At 68.9% G+C, this 15,033-nt stretch carries 13 protein-coding genes and 1 tRNA gene; 6 read left to right on the forward strand and 8 right to left on the reverse strand.

All coding sequences use genetic code 11. The features are described 5' to 3' along the window. Nucleotide 1 precedes the first annotated feature (1 nt). From OOT46_RS17520 to mfd, 5 genes are all read right to left on the reverse strand, one after another. Nucleotides 2–403, reverse strand: a complete 402-nt coding sequence (locus tag OOT46_RS17520; protein ID WP_265404921.1) for an Hsp20/alpha crystallin family protein — start codon at nucleotides 401–403, stop codon at nucleotides 2–4. Nucleotides 404–434: 31 nt separating this feature from the next. Then, nucleotides 435–887: an Hsp20/alpha crystallin family protein gene (locus OOT46_RS17525; RefSeq protein ID WP_265404922.1), complete on the reverse strand. Its 453-nt coding sequence runs from the start codon at nucleotides 885–887 to the stop codon at nucleotides 435–437. 167 nt (nucleotides 888–1,054) lie between these two features. After that, entirely contained in the window at nucleotides 1,055–1,615 is a 561-nt protein-coding gene (locus OOT46_RS17530) for an NADPH-dependent FMN reductase (RefSeq protein WP_265404923.1), read from the reverse strand. 99 nt (nucleotides 1,616–1,714) lie between these two features. Further along, nucleotides 1,715–2,419 (reverse strand): phosphoserine phosphatase SerB, encoded by a 705-nt coding sequence (gene serB / locus OOT46_RS17535; RefSeq protein ID WP_265404924.1) that lies wholly within the window; start codon nucleotides 2,417–2,419, stop codon nucleotides 1,715–1,717. A gap of 42 nt (nucleotides 2,420–2,461) precedes the next feature. Next, nucleotides 2,462–5,905: a transcription-repair coupling factor gene (gene mfd / locus OOT46_RS17540; protein WP_265404925.1), complete on the reverse strand. Its 3,444-nt coding sequence runs from the start codon at nucleotides 5,903–5,905 to the stop codon at nucleotides 2,462–2,464. Between the two features lie 103 nt (nucleotides 5,906–6,008). On the opposite strand from mfd, the gene ispD reads away from it, so the two are divergent. After that, the gene (gene ispD / locus OOT46_RS17545; RefSeq protein ID WP_265404926.1) at nucleotides 6,009–6,701 is read left to right on the forward strand and encodes a 2-C-methyl-D-erythritol 4-phosphate cytidylyltransferase; all 693 of its coding nucleotides are present in this window, start codon (nucleotides 6,009–6,011) and stop codon (nucleotides 6,699–6,701) included. Then, on the forward strand, nucleotides 6,701–7,183 hold the full coding sequence (gene ispF / locus OOT46_RS17550) for a 2-C-methyl-D-erythritol 2,4-cyclodiphosphate synthase (protein ID WP_265404927.1): 483 nt from the start codon (nucleotides 6,701–6,703) through the stop codon (nucleotides 7,181–7,183). The genes ispD and ispF overlap by 1 nt, the downstream gene beginning before the upstream one ends. A gap of 21 nt (nucleotides 7,184–7,204) precedes the next feature. Here the strand turns inward: ispF and OOT46_RS17555 are convergent, their stop codons facing one another. Both OOT46_RS17555 and ompR read right to left on the reverse strand, forming a co-directional pair. Continuing rightward, nucleotides 7,205–8,539 (reverse strand): sensor histidine kinase, encoded by a 1,335-nt coding sequence (locus tag OOT46_RS17555; protein ID WP_265404928.1) that lies wholly within the window; start codon nucleotides 8,537–8,539, stop codon nucleotides 7,205–7,207. Between the two features lie 151 nt (nucleotides 8,540–8,690). Further along, nucleotides 8,691–9,428, reverse strand: coding sequence for a two-component system response regulator OmpR (ompR, locus tag OOT46_RS17560; RefSeq protein WP_047194837.1), 738 nt, complete (start codon nucleotides 9,426–9,428; stop codon nucleotides 8,691–8,693). A 372-nt stretch (nucleotides 9,429–9,800) separates the two neighbouring features. Between ompR and OOT46_RS17565 the strand changes: the two genes are divergently transcribed. Continuing rightward, nucleotides 9,801–10,514: an SIMPL domain-containing protein gene (locus OOT46_RS17565; protein WP_265404929.1), complete on the forward strand. Its 714-nt coding sequence runs from the start codon at nucleotides 9,801–9,803 to the stop codon at nucleotides 10,512–10,514. 53 nt (nucleotides 10,515–10,567) lie between these two features. On the opposite strand, the gene OOT46_RS17570 is transcribed toward OOT46_RS17565, so the two are convergent. After that, complete coding sequence (locus OOT46_RS17570; protein WP_265404930.1) at nucleotides 10,568–11,338, reverse strand: 3-hydroxybutyrate dehydrogenase; 771 nt, start codon at nucleotides 11,336–11,338, stop codon at nucleotides 10,568–10,570. A 72-nt stretch (nucleotides 11,339–11,410) separates the two neighbouring features. Between OOT46_RS17570 and OOT46_RS17575 the strand changes: the two genes are divergently transcribed. The 3 genes from OOT46_RS17575 (at nucleotide 11,411) to OOT46_RS17585 (ending at nucleotide 14,650) form a co-directional block, all read left to right on the forward strand. Beyond that, on the forward strand, nucleotides 11,411–12,292 hold the full coding sequence (locus OOT46_RS17575; RefSeq protein ID WP_265404931.1) for an alpha/beta fold hydrolase: 882 nt from the start codon (nucleotides 11,411–11,413) through the stop codon (nucleotides 12,290–12,292). Then, complete coding sequence (locus OOT46_RS17580; RefSeq protein ID WP_265404932.1) at nucleotides 12,289–14,535, forward strand: RelA/SpoT family protein; 2,247 nt, start codon at nucleotides 12,289–12,291, stop codon at nucleotides 14,533–14,535. The genes OOT46_RS17575 and OOT46_RS17580 overlap by 4 nt, the downstream gene beginning before the upstream one ends. 38 nt (nucleotides 14,536–14,573) lie before the next feature. Beyond that, nucleotides 14,574–14,650, forward strand: a tRNA-Val gene (locus OOT46_RS17585). The last annotated feature ends 383 nt before the right edge of the window (nucleotides 14,651–15,033 follow it).

The raw sequence follows: 15,033 nt of genomic DNA on the forward strand, positions 1-15,033 counted from the left end.
CTCAGGCGACCTGGATGGCGATGCGCCGCGGCTGCGCGTGCTCCTGCTTGGGAATGCGCAGCTTCAGCACGCCGTCCTTCAGCGCCGCGTCGATGCGGCTCGCGTCGAGTTCGCGGCTCAGCGTGAAGGCGCGGCGGTAGCGCGGCACGCGCACCTCGGCATAGACGGCCTCCAGCCCCTCGGGCGTGGGCATCGCCACATCGGCTTCGAGCTGCAGGGTGTCGCCTTCGACCTTCAGCTCCAGCTGCTCCTTGGAGACGCCCGGCAGGTCCGCCAGCAGCGTGATGCCGGTGTCGTCCTCCAGCACGTCGACGCGCGGCACGACGGCGCGGCTGTCACGGCTGTCACGGCTGTCGCGGCCGTCCTCGGACTGGCCGGTCTTGACGATTTGCTTGTCGCTCATGATCTTCACCTCCTTGCAGACGATGCTGGGTTCACTGGATCGCGATGCGCTTGGGCTGGGCCGACTCGCGCCGGGCCACGCTCACCTGCAGCACGCCGTCGCGGTAGCTCGCGTTCACCCGCGTCGGGTCGATGTCCTCGGGCAGCGTGATGGCACGCCGGAAGCTGCCGTGCACGCGCTCGCGGCTGTAGACCGTGGCCTGCTCGCTGCCTTCGGGCAGGCTGGGCTTGCGCTCGCCGGAGAGGGTCAGCACGCCGCGGTCCAGCGTGAGGTCGATGCTGCGGGCATCGAGGCCGGGGGCGAAGGCGTAAATCTCCACGCTGGTGGGCGTGCGGCCGATGTTGATGGCCGGGAAGGTGCCGGGCGCCACCGAGCGGATGCTGGCGGGCACGCCCGGGCTGCCGAACACCTCGTCGAGTTCGCGGCGCAGGCGGTCGAACTCGGTGAACAGGCTGCTCGGGAAACTCATCAGGGATTCGTACATGGTGCGTCCTCCTGGGCAAAGGCGGCCGATCCACATCGGCCTACGAACGCGAGATAGGTTCCGGCCGCGAGCTTTTCAAGAGGGGGAGGCGGCGCCTTGCGAAGCGCTGCCGGCGGCCCCGGCAGGGGCCAGCGAGTGCCGGGGCGGGCCGCTGTCGGTCGCCGGTGTCAGGCCCGCGCGTTGCGCGCGACCCACTGCTCGAAGGTGGCCAGGTACTTGCCGAGGAAACCCCGGGTGGACTCGTTGGCGATGTCGCCCTGGGCGTCGAAGAGTTTGTCCCCGCCGCCGATGTAGGCCTCGGGCTGCTGCAGGCAGGGCATGTCGAGGAACACCAGCGACTGGCGCAGGTGGTGGTTGGCGCCGAAGCCGCCGACAGCGCCCGGCGAGAGCGAGATGATGCCGGCCGGCTTGCCGCTCCAGGCGCTGTGGCCGTAGGGGCGCGAGCCGACGTCGATGGCATTTTTCAGCGGGGCCGGCACCGAGCGGTTGTATTCGGGCGTGAGGAACAGCACCGCGTCCGAGGCGGCGATGCGCTGCTTGAAGCTGACCCAGGCGGCGGGCGGCTCGCCGTCCAGGTCCTGGTTGTAGAGCGGCAGGTCGCCGATCTCGACGATCTGCAGGTCCAGCGACTCGGGCGCGATGCGCGCCAAGGCGAGGGCGAGCTTGCGATTGAGCGATTCCCGCCGCAGGCTGCCGACGATCACGGCAACCTGTTTTTTGTTGGCCATGAGGACTCCTTGAGAGAGGAACAATGGGCGCTGCCGCTCACGGCAGTGCGGTCCATCATAGCCAGCGGCCATCGCGCCTGACGACGCCGGGGAGATGCCTCAGGCGGCCGGCTTGACGACTTCCAGCAAGCGGTCCAGGCCGCCTTCGTTGATCGCCACCATCGCCTGCGCCCGCACCGCCGGCTTGGCGTGGTAGGCCACGCTGAGGCCGGCCGCGCCCATCATGGGCAGGTCGTTGGCGCCGTCACCGACCGCGATCGCCTGCAGCGGGGTGCAGCCGATGCGCTCGCACATCGCGAGCAGCTGGCGTTTTTTCTCCTCGCCGTCGACGATGTCGCCGATCACCCGGCCGGTCAGGCGGCCGTCGACGATCTCCAGCTCGTTGGAGCGCGCGTGGTCCATGCCCAGGCGGGCCTGGACCCGGTCGGCGAAAAAGGTGAAGCCACCGGAGACCAGGAGCGTCTTGAGGCCCGCCGCGCGTGCCGCCGCGACCAGCTCCGTCGCGCCGGGGTTGAGCTGCAGGCGCTGGTCGTAGACCTGCTGCAGTGCGTCGGCCGGCAGGCCTTCGAGCAGCGCCAGGCGGCGCCGCAGGCTCTCCTTGAAGTCGGTGATCTCGCCGCGCATCGCGGCCTCGGTGATGGCCGCCACCTCGGCCTTCTTGCCGGCCACGCCGGCGATCTCGTCGATGCACTCGATGTTGATCAGCGTCGAATCCATGTCGAAGGCGATCAGCCGGAAGTCCGACAGCTGCAGCTGGGGGGTGGTGATCTGGACCGTCAGGCCGGGGGCGAACTCGGTGGGCATGGTGTTCAGGAGGGAGGGAAAAGAAAGCAAAAGGGGCGCGGCTCAGACTGGCTGCGCCACCGGCGTGCCGAGGGCGCGCAGGATGTCCCGGATGTACTGGGCCCGGTCCTTGGGCTCCGGGTAGGCCTTGTCGATGCGCAGCTTCTCGTTGCCGACCAGCTTGACGTTGCGGTTCTTCTGCACCAGCTCGATGATGCGCATCGCGTCGATTGGCGGATTGGGCCGGAAGGTGAGCGTCATGGCCGCCGGCGCCGCGTCGATCTTGAGCACGCCATAGGGCTTGGCCAGCACGCGCAGGCGGTGCACGTCGAACAAGGTCTGGCCCTGCGGCGGCAGCTTGCCGAAGCGGTCCGTGACCTCCTCCAGCAGCGCGTCGATCTGGTCGTTTTTCTCGGCGGAGGCGAGCCGCTTGTAGAGGTTCAGGCGCACATGCACGTCGCCGCAATAGCTGTCCGGCAGCAGGGCCGGCGCGTGCAGGTTGATCTCGGTGGTGACCGACAGCGGCGACAACAGGTCGGGTTCACGCCCGGCCTTGAGCGAGCGCACCGCCTCGCTCAGCATGTCGTTGTAGAGCTGGAAGCCGACCTCCTGCATGTTGCCGCTCTGGTGTTCGCCCAGCACCTCGCCGGTGCCGCGGATCTCCAGGTCGTGCATCGCGAGATAAAAGCCCGAGCCCAGCTCCTCCATGCTCTGGATGGCTTCGAGCCGCTGGGCCGCCTGCTTCGTCAGGCCCTCGACGTCGGGCACCATCAGGTAGGCGTAGGCCTGGTGGTGCGAGCGCCCGACCCGCCCGCGCAGCTGGTGCAGCTGGGCCAGGCCGAACTTGTCGGCGCGCGAGATCACGATGGTGTTGGCGGTCGGCACGTCGATGCCGGTCTCGATGATGGTCGAGCACAGCAGCACGTTGTAGCGCTGCGCGACGAAGTCGCGCATCACGCGTTCCAGCTCGCGTTCGGGCATCTGGCCGTGCGCCACCACGATACGCGCCTCGGGCAGCAGCTCCTGCAGCTTCTCGCGCCGGTTCTGGATCGTCTCGACCTCGTTGTGCAGGAAATAGACCTGCCCGCCGCGCTTGAGCTCGCGCAGCACCGCCTCGCGGATGGTGCCGCTGCTCTCGTTGCGCACGAAGGTCTTGATGGCCAGGCGCCGCTGCGGCGCGGTGGCGATGACGCTGAGGTCGCGCAGGCCTTCCAGCGCCATGCCCAGCGTGCGCGGGATGGGCGTGGCGGTGAGCGTCAGCACGTCCACCTCGGAGCGCATCGACTTGATTGCTTCCTTGTGGCGCACGCCGAAGCGGTGTTCCTCGTCGATGATCAGGAGCCCCAGGCGGGCGAACTTGACGTCGGCCGACAGCAGCTTGTGGGTGCCGACCACGATGTCCACCGTGCCGTCGGCCAGGCCCTTGAGCGCCTGGTTGATCTCCTTGCCCGAGCGGAAGCGCGACAGCTCGGCCACCTTGACCGGCCAGTTGGCGAAACGGTCCGAGATGGTCTGGAAGTGCTGCTCGGCCAGCAGCGTGGTGGGGGCCAGCAGGGCCACTTGCTTGCCGCCGGTCACGGCGACGAAGGCCGCCCGCAGCGCCACCTCGGTCTTGCCGAAGCCGACGTCGCCGCAGACCAGCCGGTCCATCGGCTTGGGCGAGATCAGGTCCTGGATCACCGCGTGGATCGCGGCGTTCTGGTCGGGTGTCTCCTCGAAGCCGAAGCTGGCCGCGAAGGCCTCGTAGTCATGCGGCGAGAAGCGGAACGCGAATCCCTCGCGCGCGGCCCGGCGCGCATACAGGTTGAGCAGCTCGGCGGCGGTGTCGCGCACCTGCTCGGCGGCCTTGCGCTTGGCCTTGTCCCACTGGCTGGAGCCGAGCCGGTGCAGCGGCGCCTCCTCGGCGCTGACGCCGGTGTAGCGGCTGATCAGGTGCAGCTGCGCCACCGGCACGTAGAGCGTGGCCTTGTCGGCGTATTCCAGGTGCAGGAACTCGGTCGGACCGTCGCCGAGGTCGAGATTGATCAGCCCCTGGTAGCGGCCGATGCCGTGATTCACGTGCACCACCGGGTCGCCGATCTTCAGCTCCGAGAGGTCCTTGATCAGCGCATCGACATTGCTGACCTGCTCCTGCTTGCGGCGCCGGCGGGTGCTGGGGCCGGTGGCGAACAGCTCGGTCTCGGTGACGAACTGCAGGCCGGTGGCCTGGCCCTCGGGCTGCCAGTGGAAGCCGGCGGCCAGCGGCGCAACGGCGATCGCGAAGCGCTCGTCGCCGGCCTGGAACTCGGCCAGCGAGTCCACCCCGGGCGGCTCGATGCGGTTGTCGCGCAGCAGCTCCAGCAGGCTCTCGCGGCGGCCGGCCGACTCCGCCACCAGCAGCACGCGGTGCGGCGTCGTGCCGACGTGGATCTGCAGCTTGCGCAGCGGCTCCTGGGCGCCGCGCTCGGCGGCCAGGTCGGGCAGCGGGCGGGCCCAGTCGGCGGGCTCGCTGCCACGCACCGCCAGCTGCGGGTGGGCATTGCAGAGGGTGAAGAAGTCCTCGGCGCGCAGGAACAGGTCCTCGGGCGCCAGCAGCGGGCGCTCCGGGTCGTGCTGCAGGAAGCGGTGGCGCTCGCGGGTGTCGGTCCAGAAGCGCTTGAGTGCCTCGTCGATCTCGCCGTGCAGGGCCACCACCGCCTGCTCGCCGAGGTACTCGAAGATGGTCGCGGTCTGGTCGAAGAACAGCGGCAGGTAGTACTCGATGCCGGCGGTCGCAATGCCGTTGCCGATGTCCTTGTAGACCCGTGCCTTGCTCGGGTCACCCTCGATGCGCTCGCGCCAGCGGGCCCGGAAACGCGCCCGCGCCTCCTCGTCCATCGGGAACTCGCGGCCCGGCAGCAGCCGCACCTCGGGCACCGGGTAGAGGCTGCGCTGGCTGTCCGGGTCGAAGGTGCGGATCGAATCGACCTCGTCGCCGAACAGGTCGACCCGGTAGGGCACGCCCGAGCCCATCGGGAACAGGTCGATCAGGCCGCCGCGCACCGCGTATTCGCCGGGCGACACCACCTGGCTGACGTGCTGGTAGCCGGCCAGGGTCAACTGGGCCTTGAGCGAGGTTTCGTCGAGCCGGGTCTTCTGCTTGAAGTGGAAGGTGTAGCCGGCCATGAAGGACGGCGGCGCCAGCCGCACCAGCGCGGTGGAGGCCGGCAGCAGCACCACGTCGACGTCTCCCTGGCGCATGCGCCACAGCGTCGCGAGGCGCTCGGAGATCAGGTCCTGGTGGGGCGAGAAGGTGTCGTAGGGCAGCGTCTCCCAGTCGGGGAACACCGCGCAGCGCAGCTCGGGCGCGAAGAAGGCCAGCTCGTCGTGCAGCCGCTGCGCGTCGGCCGGCTCGGCAGTGACGATGGCGGTGAGCGTTTTCGCGGCGGCCTGCTGGCGCGCAAAGCCGGCCAGCAGCAGCGCGTCGGCGGAGCCGGGCGGCCGGGCGACGGTGTAGCGCTTGCCGGGGGCGATGGATGGGATCTGCATGCGTCCTTCGCGACAACAAAAGCGAATCGCCCCGGGCGAGGTCGCCGGGGGCGAAGAAGCGCCCGGATTATAGAATCCGGCCTTCTCTCAGCCTGACTGCCCCATGTATTCCACCGAGCCGCCGCGCCTTTACGCCCTTGTGCCTTGCGCCGGTGTCGGCGAGAGGGCAGGCGCGGGCGGGCCGAAGCAGTATGCGATGCTGAACGGCCGCACCCTTGTCGCCCACACCCTGGCGGCGCTGGCGCAGGTGACGCGGCTGGCCGGCGTGATGGTGGTGCTGTCGCCCGGCGACACGCGGTTCGCCGAGGCGGTGCCGGGGTTCGAGGGCTGGGCCGAGCCGGTGGGCGGCGCGACGCGGGCCGAATCGGTGAGCCGGGGGCTGGACGCCCTGGTCGAGCGCGGCGCGCTGCCGCACGACTGGGTGCTGGTGCACGACGCGGCGCGCTGTCTGCTGCGGCCGGAGTGGGTCGACACGCTGATCGACGCCTGCCGGGACGACGAGGTCGGCGGGCTGCTGGCGCTGCCGCTGGCCGACACGCTCAAGCAGGCCGCCGGCGGCCGCTCGGCCGCGACCCTGGACCGCGCCGCCAAGTGGCAGGCCCAGACGCCCCAGATGTTCCGCCTCGGGCTGCTGCGCCCGGCCTTGCTGCAGGCCGGCCCGGCCGTGACGGACGAGGCCAGCGCGATCGAGGCGCTCGGTCATGCGCCGCTGCTGGTGCGCGGCTCGCTGGAGAATTTCAAGATCACCTATCCGCCCGACTTCGAGCTGGCGGAGCGTTTGCTGAGGTCGCGTTGATGAAGATAAGAGTGGGCGAGGGCTGGGACACACACGCGCTGGTGGCTGGCCGCAAGCTGATCCTGGGGGGCGTCGAGATCCCGCACACCCTGGGGCTGCTGGGCCACTCGGACGCCGATGCGCTGCTTCACGCCATCACCGACGCGCTGCTCGGCGCGGCCGGGCTGGGCGACATCGGTCGCCACTTTCCGGACAGCGATGCCCAGTTCAAGGGCGCCGATTCGGGCCTGCTGCTGGCCGAGGCGATGCGCCGCGTGCGCGCGGCCGGCTGGGAGCTCGGCAATGTCGACAGCACCATCGTGGCCCAGGCGCCCAGGATGGCGCCCCATATCCCGCTGATGCGCGAGCGCATTGCGCTGGCTTTGGGCTGCGATGTGTCGGAGGTGAACGTCAAGGCCAAGACGGCCGAGAAGATGGGGCCGGTGGGTCGCCAGGAATCCATCGAGGCGCGTGCAGTGGCGCTGCTGGTCCGCGCCGACTGAGGCGGCCGGCGGCGCGCAGCTTCAAGGCGCCCGCTTCAACCGGATGCGCGCGATCAGCCCGGTGTCGGGCGCCGGCGAGTTGCTCAGCTCGAAGGTGCCGCCCATGCGCAGCACCGTTTTCTCGACCACCGCCAGGCCCAGACCAGCGCCGGTGGCCGCGGTGCGGGCCGCGTCGCCGCGGAAGAAGGGGGTCGTGAGCTGCGAGAGTTTCTCGGGCGGAACGCCCGGGCCGTGGTCGCGCACCGTCACGATGACCCAGGGGCCGGTGCGCGCATAGGTCAGCTCGACGTTGGTGACGCCGGTGGTGGGCGTGCGGCCGTAGCGGCGCGCGTTCTCGAACAGATTGGCGAGCACCCGGCCCAGCTCGGTGTCATCGGCCAGCACCTTGGTGTCGATCGCGACGCGCGAGACGATGCGGATCTGGTTGGTGTCGCGGAAGGCGGCGATCTCGCGGTCCACCACGCTGCTCAGATGCACCGGCACCAGCTTGACCTCGCCCGGGCGGGCGTAGTCCATGAACTTGTCGATGATGGCGTCGAGCTGGTCGATGTCCAGCGCCATGTTGCGGCGCGCCTCCTCGTCGGACACGCTCATCTCCGCCTCCAGGCGCAGCCGGGCCAGCGGCGTGCGCAGGTCGTGCGAGATGCCGGCCAGCATCACGGCGCGGTCCTCCTCGACCTTCGCGAGCTCGCGCGCCATCCGGTTGAAGCCCATGTTGACCTCCCGGATCTCGCTGGTGAGCGTCTCCTCGTCCAGACGCGACTCGTACTCGCCTTCCCGGATGCGGCTGGCCGCGAAAGACAGCTGCTTGAGCGGCTGGTTGATCAGCCGCGCCACGCCGGCCGAACCCAGGATGGTGGCGAGCAGCGCGATGCTGACCCAGATGAACCAGGTGCGGCCCTGCACCGCCTGCACCCGGCCGGGGTCGACCTGCAGCCAGTAGCGGTCGTTCTCGATCGTGAAGTCGATCCACAGGCCTTGCGCGCCGTTGACGCTGGTGGCGACCAGGGTGGTGGGCCCCAGGCGTGAGCGCAGTTCCTGGCCGATGCGGCGTGTGAAGCGATCAGTTTCGAAGGCTTCGAAGCGGTCGGTGCGTTCGCGCGGCTGCAGCTTGATCGACTCCTGCTCGGAGATGGTCTTCAGCAGGGTCACGCGGTTGATGCTGTCCGCATAGCGCAAGGCCGCGCGCGACAGGTTGACCAGGCTGGCCAGCTGCTGGGCAGCCTGCACCGCGCGCGGCTCGAACTCCAGCGCGCGAAAGGTTTGAACCCACGCGAAGATGCCGAAGCCCAGCAGCACGCCGAGCAGGATGAAGGTGCGCCAGAAGAGGCTGAGGGTGACGCGTTTTCGGGCCATGCGGAGACAACAGCGGCCACCCCGCGTGGCCGGAACTCGGAGTATGCCCTTCGCGCCAGGCCGGCGGCGGCCCCACCGCAGCGGGGCGCGTCAGGGCGGAGCAGGGGCCGCCCGCGACAGGAAACAGCGACAGAAAAGCGCCGGGCGCGCCTCAGGCAGCGCCGTCCGGCACGAACACATAGCCGACGCCCCAGACCGTCTGGATGTAGCGCGGCTGCGAGGGGTCGGGCTCGATCATCTTGCGCAGGCGCGAGATCTGCACGTCCAGGCTGCGGTCGAAGGGCTCGAACTCGCGGCCGCGCGCCAACTGGGCCAGCTTGTCGCGTGACAGCGGCTGGCGCGGGTGGCGTACCAGGGCCTTGAGCATCGAGAACTCGCCGGTGGTCAGCGGCATCGGTTCGCCGTCCTTGGTCAGGCGGCGCAGCGCCAGGTCGAATTCGAAGGGGCCGAAGACAACACTCTGAGGCTCCTTGGCCGGAGCGCCGGGAGCTTCCAGGGTGGGGCGGCGGCGCAGCACGGCGTGGATACGCGCCAGCAGCTCGCGCGGGTTGAAGGGCTTGGGCAGGTAGTCGTCAGCGCCGACCTCCAGGCCGACGATACGGTCGACGTCCTCGACCTTGGCGGTCAGCATGATGATGGGCGTGGCATCGTTGGCGGCGCGCAGGCGGCGGCAGATCGACAAGCCGTCTTCGCCGGGTAGCATCAGATCGAGCACGATCAGGTCCACCGTCTCACGAGTCAGGACGCGGTTGAGGGCCTTGGCGTCCTCAGCCAGGAGCACTTCGAAGCCTTCCTGGGTCAGGTAGCGTCGCAGCAGATCGCGGATGCGGGCGTCGTCGTCCACGACGACGATGCGGTCCATCCGCGCGTTGGGGGTCTGTGATGTCATGAGCGGGGCTCCCTACTTTGTAACAGGCGGGATTTTGTGCGCTGCACACGCGCATTTCTGCGCCTCCGGACCAACTGTTACAAATTTTGCTCGCTGTCCGGTTGCCTTGTCAAACGGGGCTGATCCCCCGGAACAGGGGGGATCGGAAGGTCGGGAGACAGCATCGCGGCTGCCTTCGAACGACCTTGCCGTCAGCCTCGCGAGGGGTTTCCGCGTTAGGGCAAGCAGGCCATCTGCGGCTGTCCGTCGGCGCCCGGTCGGTGGGTTTCGCCGCCGCGCAGCTTATGCTGTTCTATCTATTAATAGCAAGAGCAATGGCGGCGCAAGCGCATGGGGCGGGGCGCCGCCGCTTCATCTCGAGGAAGGACATCCATGAAAAAAGCCAAGATCGGCGCCGGCGCGCTCCTCACGGCCCTGACCTTGCTGAGCAACGCGGCCCAGGCGCAAGCGCAGGCGCACGAGCCGCAGAACGTCGTCAGCTTCTCCGCCAGTGCTTCGGAAGAGGTCACCCACGACCTGCTGACCATCACGCTGAGCACCACCAAGGAGGGCAACGACGCCGGCCAGGTGCAGGCGGCCCTGAAGCAGGCGCTGGACGCGGCCCTGGGCGAGGCGAAAAAGGCCGCCCAGCCGGGCCGGATGGACTTGCGCACCGGCGACTTCTCGCTGCATCCGCGCTACAGCCAGCAAGGGCGCATCTCGGGCTGGCAGGGCTCGGTCGAGCTGGTGCTGGAAGGCAAGGACCTGGCGCGCATCGCCCAGACCGCCGCCAAGTTGAACACCTTGAGCATCTCCAACATCACGCAAGGACTCTCGCGCGAGGCGCGCGAGCGCCACGAAGCGGTGGTGACCGAGCGCGCGATTGCGGCCTACAAGGCCAAGGCCCAGGACTACGCGAAGCAGTTCGGTTTCGCCGGCTATCTGTTGCGCGAGGTCAACATCGCCAGCAACGAGCAGGGCGGCTTTCCGCGGCCGATGATGATGGCACGCGCCAAGATGGCGATGGCCGAGGACGCCCAGGTGCCGGTCGAGGCCGGCAAGGGTGTGGTGACGGTCACGGTGTCGGGCAGCGTGGTGCTGAAATAGGGAGCGCGCGCGTCGAAAGAAAAAAGGGCCCGCCCGGCGGGCGGGCCGGTGTCTCACTGGGCGACCCAGCCGCCGTCCATGTTCCAGGCCACGCCGCGCACATTCGAGGCAGCATCGGAGCACAGGAAGGCGGTCAGCTCGCCGAGCTGTTCGGGCGTCGTGAACTGCGGCGCCGGCTGCTTTTCGCCGAGCAGGCGGCGGGTCGCTTCCTCGACCGAGACGCCGGCCTGCGCGGCACGCGCCTCGACCTGCTGCTGCACCAGCGGGGTCAGCACCCAGCCCGGGCAGATGGCATTGACGGTGACGCCGGTGTCGGCCGTCTCCAGCGCGACCGCCTTCGTGAAGCCGACGATGCCGTGCTTGGACGCGACATAGGCTGACTTCTGGGCCGAGGCGACCAGGCCGTGCGCCGAGGCGACGTTGATGATGCGGCCCCAGTTCTTGGCGCGCATGCCGGGCACCGCGAGCCGGGTGGTGTGGAAGGCCGAGCTGAGGTTGATCGCGATGATGGCGTCCCACTTCTCGACCGGGAAATCCTCGACATTGGCCACGTACTGGATGCCGGCGTTGTTGACCAGAATGTCCACACCGTCGAAGTCCGTGCGGGCATACAGCATCAGCTCGGCGATCTGCTCGGGCTGGGTCATGTCGGCGCCGTGGTAGCCGACCTTGGCGCCGGTGGCGGCCACTTCGGCCTGGGCGGCTTCGACGTCGCCGAAGCCGTTGAGGACGATGCGGGCCCCTTTGCGGGCCAGAGCCAGGGCGATGCCCAGGCCGATACCGCTGGTGGATCCGGTGACGACGGCGGTTTTTCCTTCCAACATGGTCTGTCCTCTTTGCTATGGTTCGGGGGGCGCGCGCGCAATTTCGGGATTATGAGAGAAGGACTTTGAACAATGACTGAACCCCGCCTCGACTTCGTGCAATGCCTCGACACCCAGGGCCTGCACAGGATGGCGTACTGGGAGTGGGGTGACCCGGCCAATCCGAAAGTCCTGGTGTGTGCGCACGGCCTGTCGCGCCAGGGGCGCGACTTCGACGCGCTGGCGCACGCCCTGTGCAAGGACTACCGCGTGGTCTGCCCCGACGTCGTCGGGCGTGGCCGCTCCGACTGGCTGGGTGACCCGATGGGCTACCAGATCCCGGCCTATGTCGGCGACATGGTCACCCTGCTGGCGCGGCTCAACGCGAAAACCCTCGACTGGGTTGGCACTTCGATGGGCGGGCTGATCGGGCTGTGCCTGGCCTCGCTGCCGGGGAGTCCGGTGCGCCAGCTGGTGCTCAACGACGTCGGGCCGACCATCGAGACCCAGGCGATCGAGCGCATCGGCACCTATGTCGGCAAGACGCCGAAGTTCGCCTCGCTGGACGAGGCGGCCGACTACCTCTGGTCCATCTCGACCGGCTTCGGCGAGCACAGCCGCGAGCAGTGGCTGGCGCTGACGCGGCCCATGCTGCGCAGCGTCGAGGCGGAGCAGGGCGGCGGTTTCCTGCCGCACTACGATCCGCGCATCGCAGTGCCTTTCCACGCCGCCACACCCGAGAGCACCGCCCAGGCGCAGGCCCAGCTGTGGCAGCGCTACGACGCGGTGCGCGCCCGCACCCTGGTGCTGCGGGGGGCCCACTCCGACCTGCTGACCCCCGAGACGCTGCAGGAGATGAGCCGCCGCGGACCGAAGGCCGCGGTGCACGAGTTCCCCGCGGTCGGGCACGCGCCCACCCTCGTCACGCCCGAGCAGATCGCGGTGGTGCAGGAGTTTCTGCTGGCCGAGGCATGAAGACCGGGTCGCTGGAGTTCGGGCCGCAGCCGTCGGCCATCGTGCAGCTGACCGGCGAAACCGCCGACCGGCTGCTGCCGCCTTCGGAGGCGCTGTCGCAGGAACACGCCCGGCTGGAGCGTGCCCGCGCCTTCTCGGAGCCGCTGCTGGCCGGGCAGCGGCTGGACACCGGCGAGGATGCGCTGGCGCACTCCCAGGGTGTGGCCGCGATCCTGCAGGGCATCGGTGCCTCGCCCTCGATGATGGCGGCGGTCTACCTGGTGTATGTCGGTGAGTACCTGAACAAGCCCGAGGAGGTCATCGCCAAGGCCTTCGGCCCGTCCTATGCAAGCCTGGTCGGCGCGGCCCGCAAGCTGCTGCAGATCCAGCGCAACGCGCGCGACGCGCTGGTGGACGAGGAGATGCGGGCCGAGCAGACCGAACGCGTGCGCAAGATGCTGCTGGCCTTCTCGCGCGACCTCCGGGTGGTGCTGCTGCGGCTGGCCTCGCGGCTGCAGACGCTGCGCTACTACGCGCAGGAAAAGCGCGCCTGCCCGCTGGTGCTGGCGCGCGAGTCGCTGCAGGTCTTCGCGCCGCTCGCGAACCGGCTGGGCATCTGGCAGATCAAGTGGGAGCTGGAGGACTTGTCGTTTCGCTTCCTGGAGCCCGAGCAGTACAAGAACATCGCCAGCATGCTCGACGAGAAGCGGGTCGAGCGCGAGCTGGCGGTCGAAACGCTGCGCCAGGACCTGGGGCGCCTGCTGAAGGCCCAAGGCATCGCGGCTGAGGTGCAGGGCCGGCCCAAGCACATCTACAGCATCTGGAAGAAGATGCGGGGCAAGCAGCTGGACTTCGAGCATGTCTTCGACATCCGCGCGCTGCGCGTGATCGTGCCGAGCTTGCGCGACTGTTATGCCACGCTGAGCCTGGTGCACGAGGCCTACAAGCCGCTGCCCGAGGAGTTCGACGACTACATCGCCAAGCCCAAGCCCAACGGCTACCAGTCGCTGCACACGGTGGTGTTCGGGCCGCAGGCTCGCCCGATCGAGATCCAGATCCGCACCCGCGAGATGCACGAGCACGCGGAGCACGGCCTGGCGGCGCACTGGGCCTACAAGGAAGCCGGCACCAAGGGGTATGCAGGCGTGGTGGCGGCGGGTGACTTCGAGGCCCGCGTGGCCGAGGCGCGCAAGAACGTGCTGCGGCAGCTGCTGGCCTGGGAGCGCGACTTCACGGGCCACGCGCAGAACGCGGCGCGGGAGGTCTTCGACGACCGCATCTACGTCTTCACGCCGCAGGCCGTCATCGTCGAGCTGCCCAAGGACGCGACGCCGGTCGACTTCGCCTACACCGTGCACACCGACCTGGGCCACCGCTGCCGCGGCGCCAAGGTCGACGGCAGCATGGTGCCGCTGAACACGCCGCTGCAGAGCGGGCAGACGGTCGAGGTGATCTCGGTCAAGGAGGGCGGTCCGTCGATGGACTGGCTCAACAGCGAGCTGGGCTACCTGAAAAGCTCGCGCGCCAAGGCCAAGGTGCGGGCCTGGTTCAACGCCCTGGCGCAGCAGCAGACCATCGCCAAGGGGCGCGAACTGGTGGAAAAGCTGCTGCAGCGCGAGGGCCGGACGGCGGTCAAGCTGGAGGACCTGGCCGCCCAGCTTGGTTTCAAGAGTGCCGACGCCTTGTTCGACGTGATCGGCAAGGACGAGTACTCGCTGCGCAACATCGAGCACGTGCTGCGGCCCAGCGAGCCGACACCCAGCGCCGACGAGGGCATCACGCTCAAGAAGCCGCGCGCGGACGCCGGCTCACCCAAGGGCGGGGTGCTGGTCGTGGGGGTGGAGTCGCTGCTGACGCAGCTCGCGCGCTGCTGCAAGCCGGCGCCCCCGGACGCCATCGGCGGTTTCGTGACGCGCGGCAAGGGCGTCGCGATCCACCGCAGCGACTGCTCCAACTTCCGCCAGATGGCCGGCCGCACGCCCGAGCGCGTCATCCCGGTGGAGTGGGGTGTGCCGTCCACCGACCAGGGCGCGGTCTACCCGGTGGATGTCAACGTGCAGGCGACCGACCGGCAGGGATTGCTGCGCGACATCTCGGAGGTCTTCGCGAAGGAGAAGATGAACGTCGTCGGGGTCAACACGCAAACCATCAAGGAGACCGCCTGGATGACCTTCACCGTCGAAGTGTCGGACTCGGCGCGCCTGGCGCAGGTGCTCAACCAGGTCTCACAAGTGAACGGCGTGCGTCTTGCACGAAGAAAGTAGCGCACAATTAAAAAACCGTGCTATAGTCTCGCTTCTTCAGGCGCGTAGCTCAGTTGGTTAGAGCACCACCTTGACATGGTGGGGGTCGTTGGTTCGAATCCAATCGCGCCTACCAGATTCGGTAGAGCACTCAAGGGCTTGGCGGCGACGCCAGGCCCTTGGTCTTTTGGGCCGTGCAAAAAAAGCGAAACGGCGCCGTCACGTGGCGGCCTGCGTAGGCTCGCCTCCAGCGGCACACCGATTTCTGAAGGCGGCTACGCCGCGTTCTGCCACAGTACTGAAGCACCCCGCCCTCGACGAACAGGGGCGGGTGCTCGCGTCGTCTGAGCCGGATACGCGTCCGCATCCGCCAGGCCGGGCGCACGCTGTTTGTGCAGGCCGCGCGCAGCGACCGCTTTGTCGAACTCGGCCGGAACAAGTTGCCGCGAGCGCGGTGTCCATCTCCCGCAGAAAGCGCGATCGCGCAGCAGTTATGCTCAACGTCTGACTGAACAATAA

This window comes from Aquabacterium sp. A7-Y, assembly GCF_026153205.1.
In the GTDB taxonomy this organism is placed as follows: Bacteria; Pseudomonadota; Gammaproteobacteria; order Burkholderiales; family Burkholderiaceae_C; genus Caldimonas.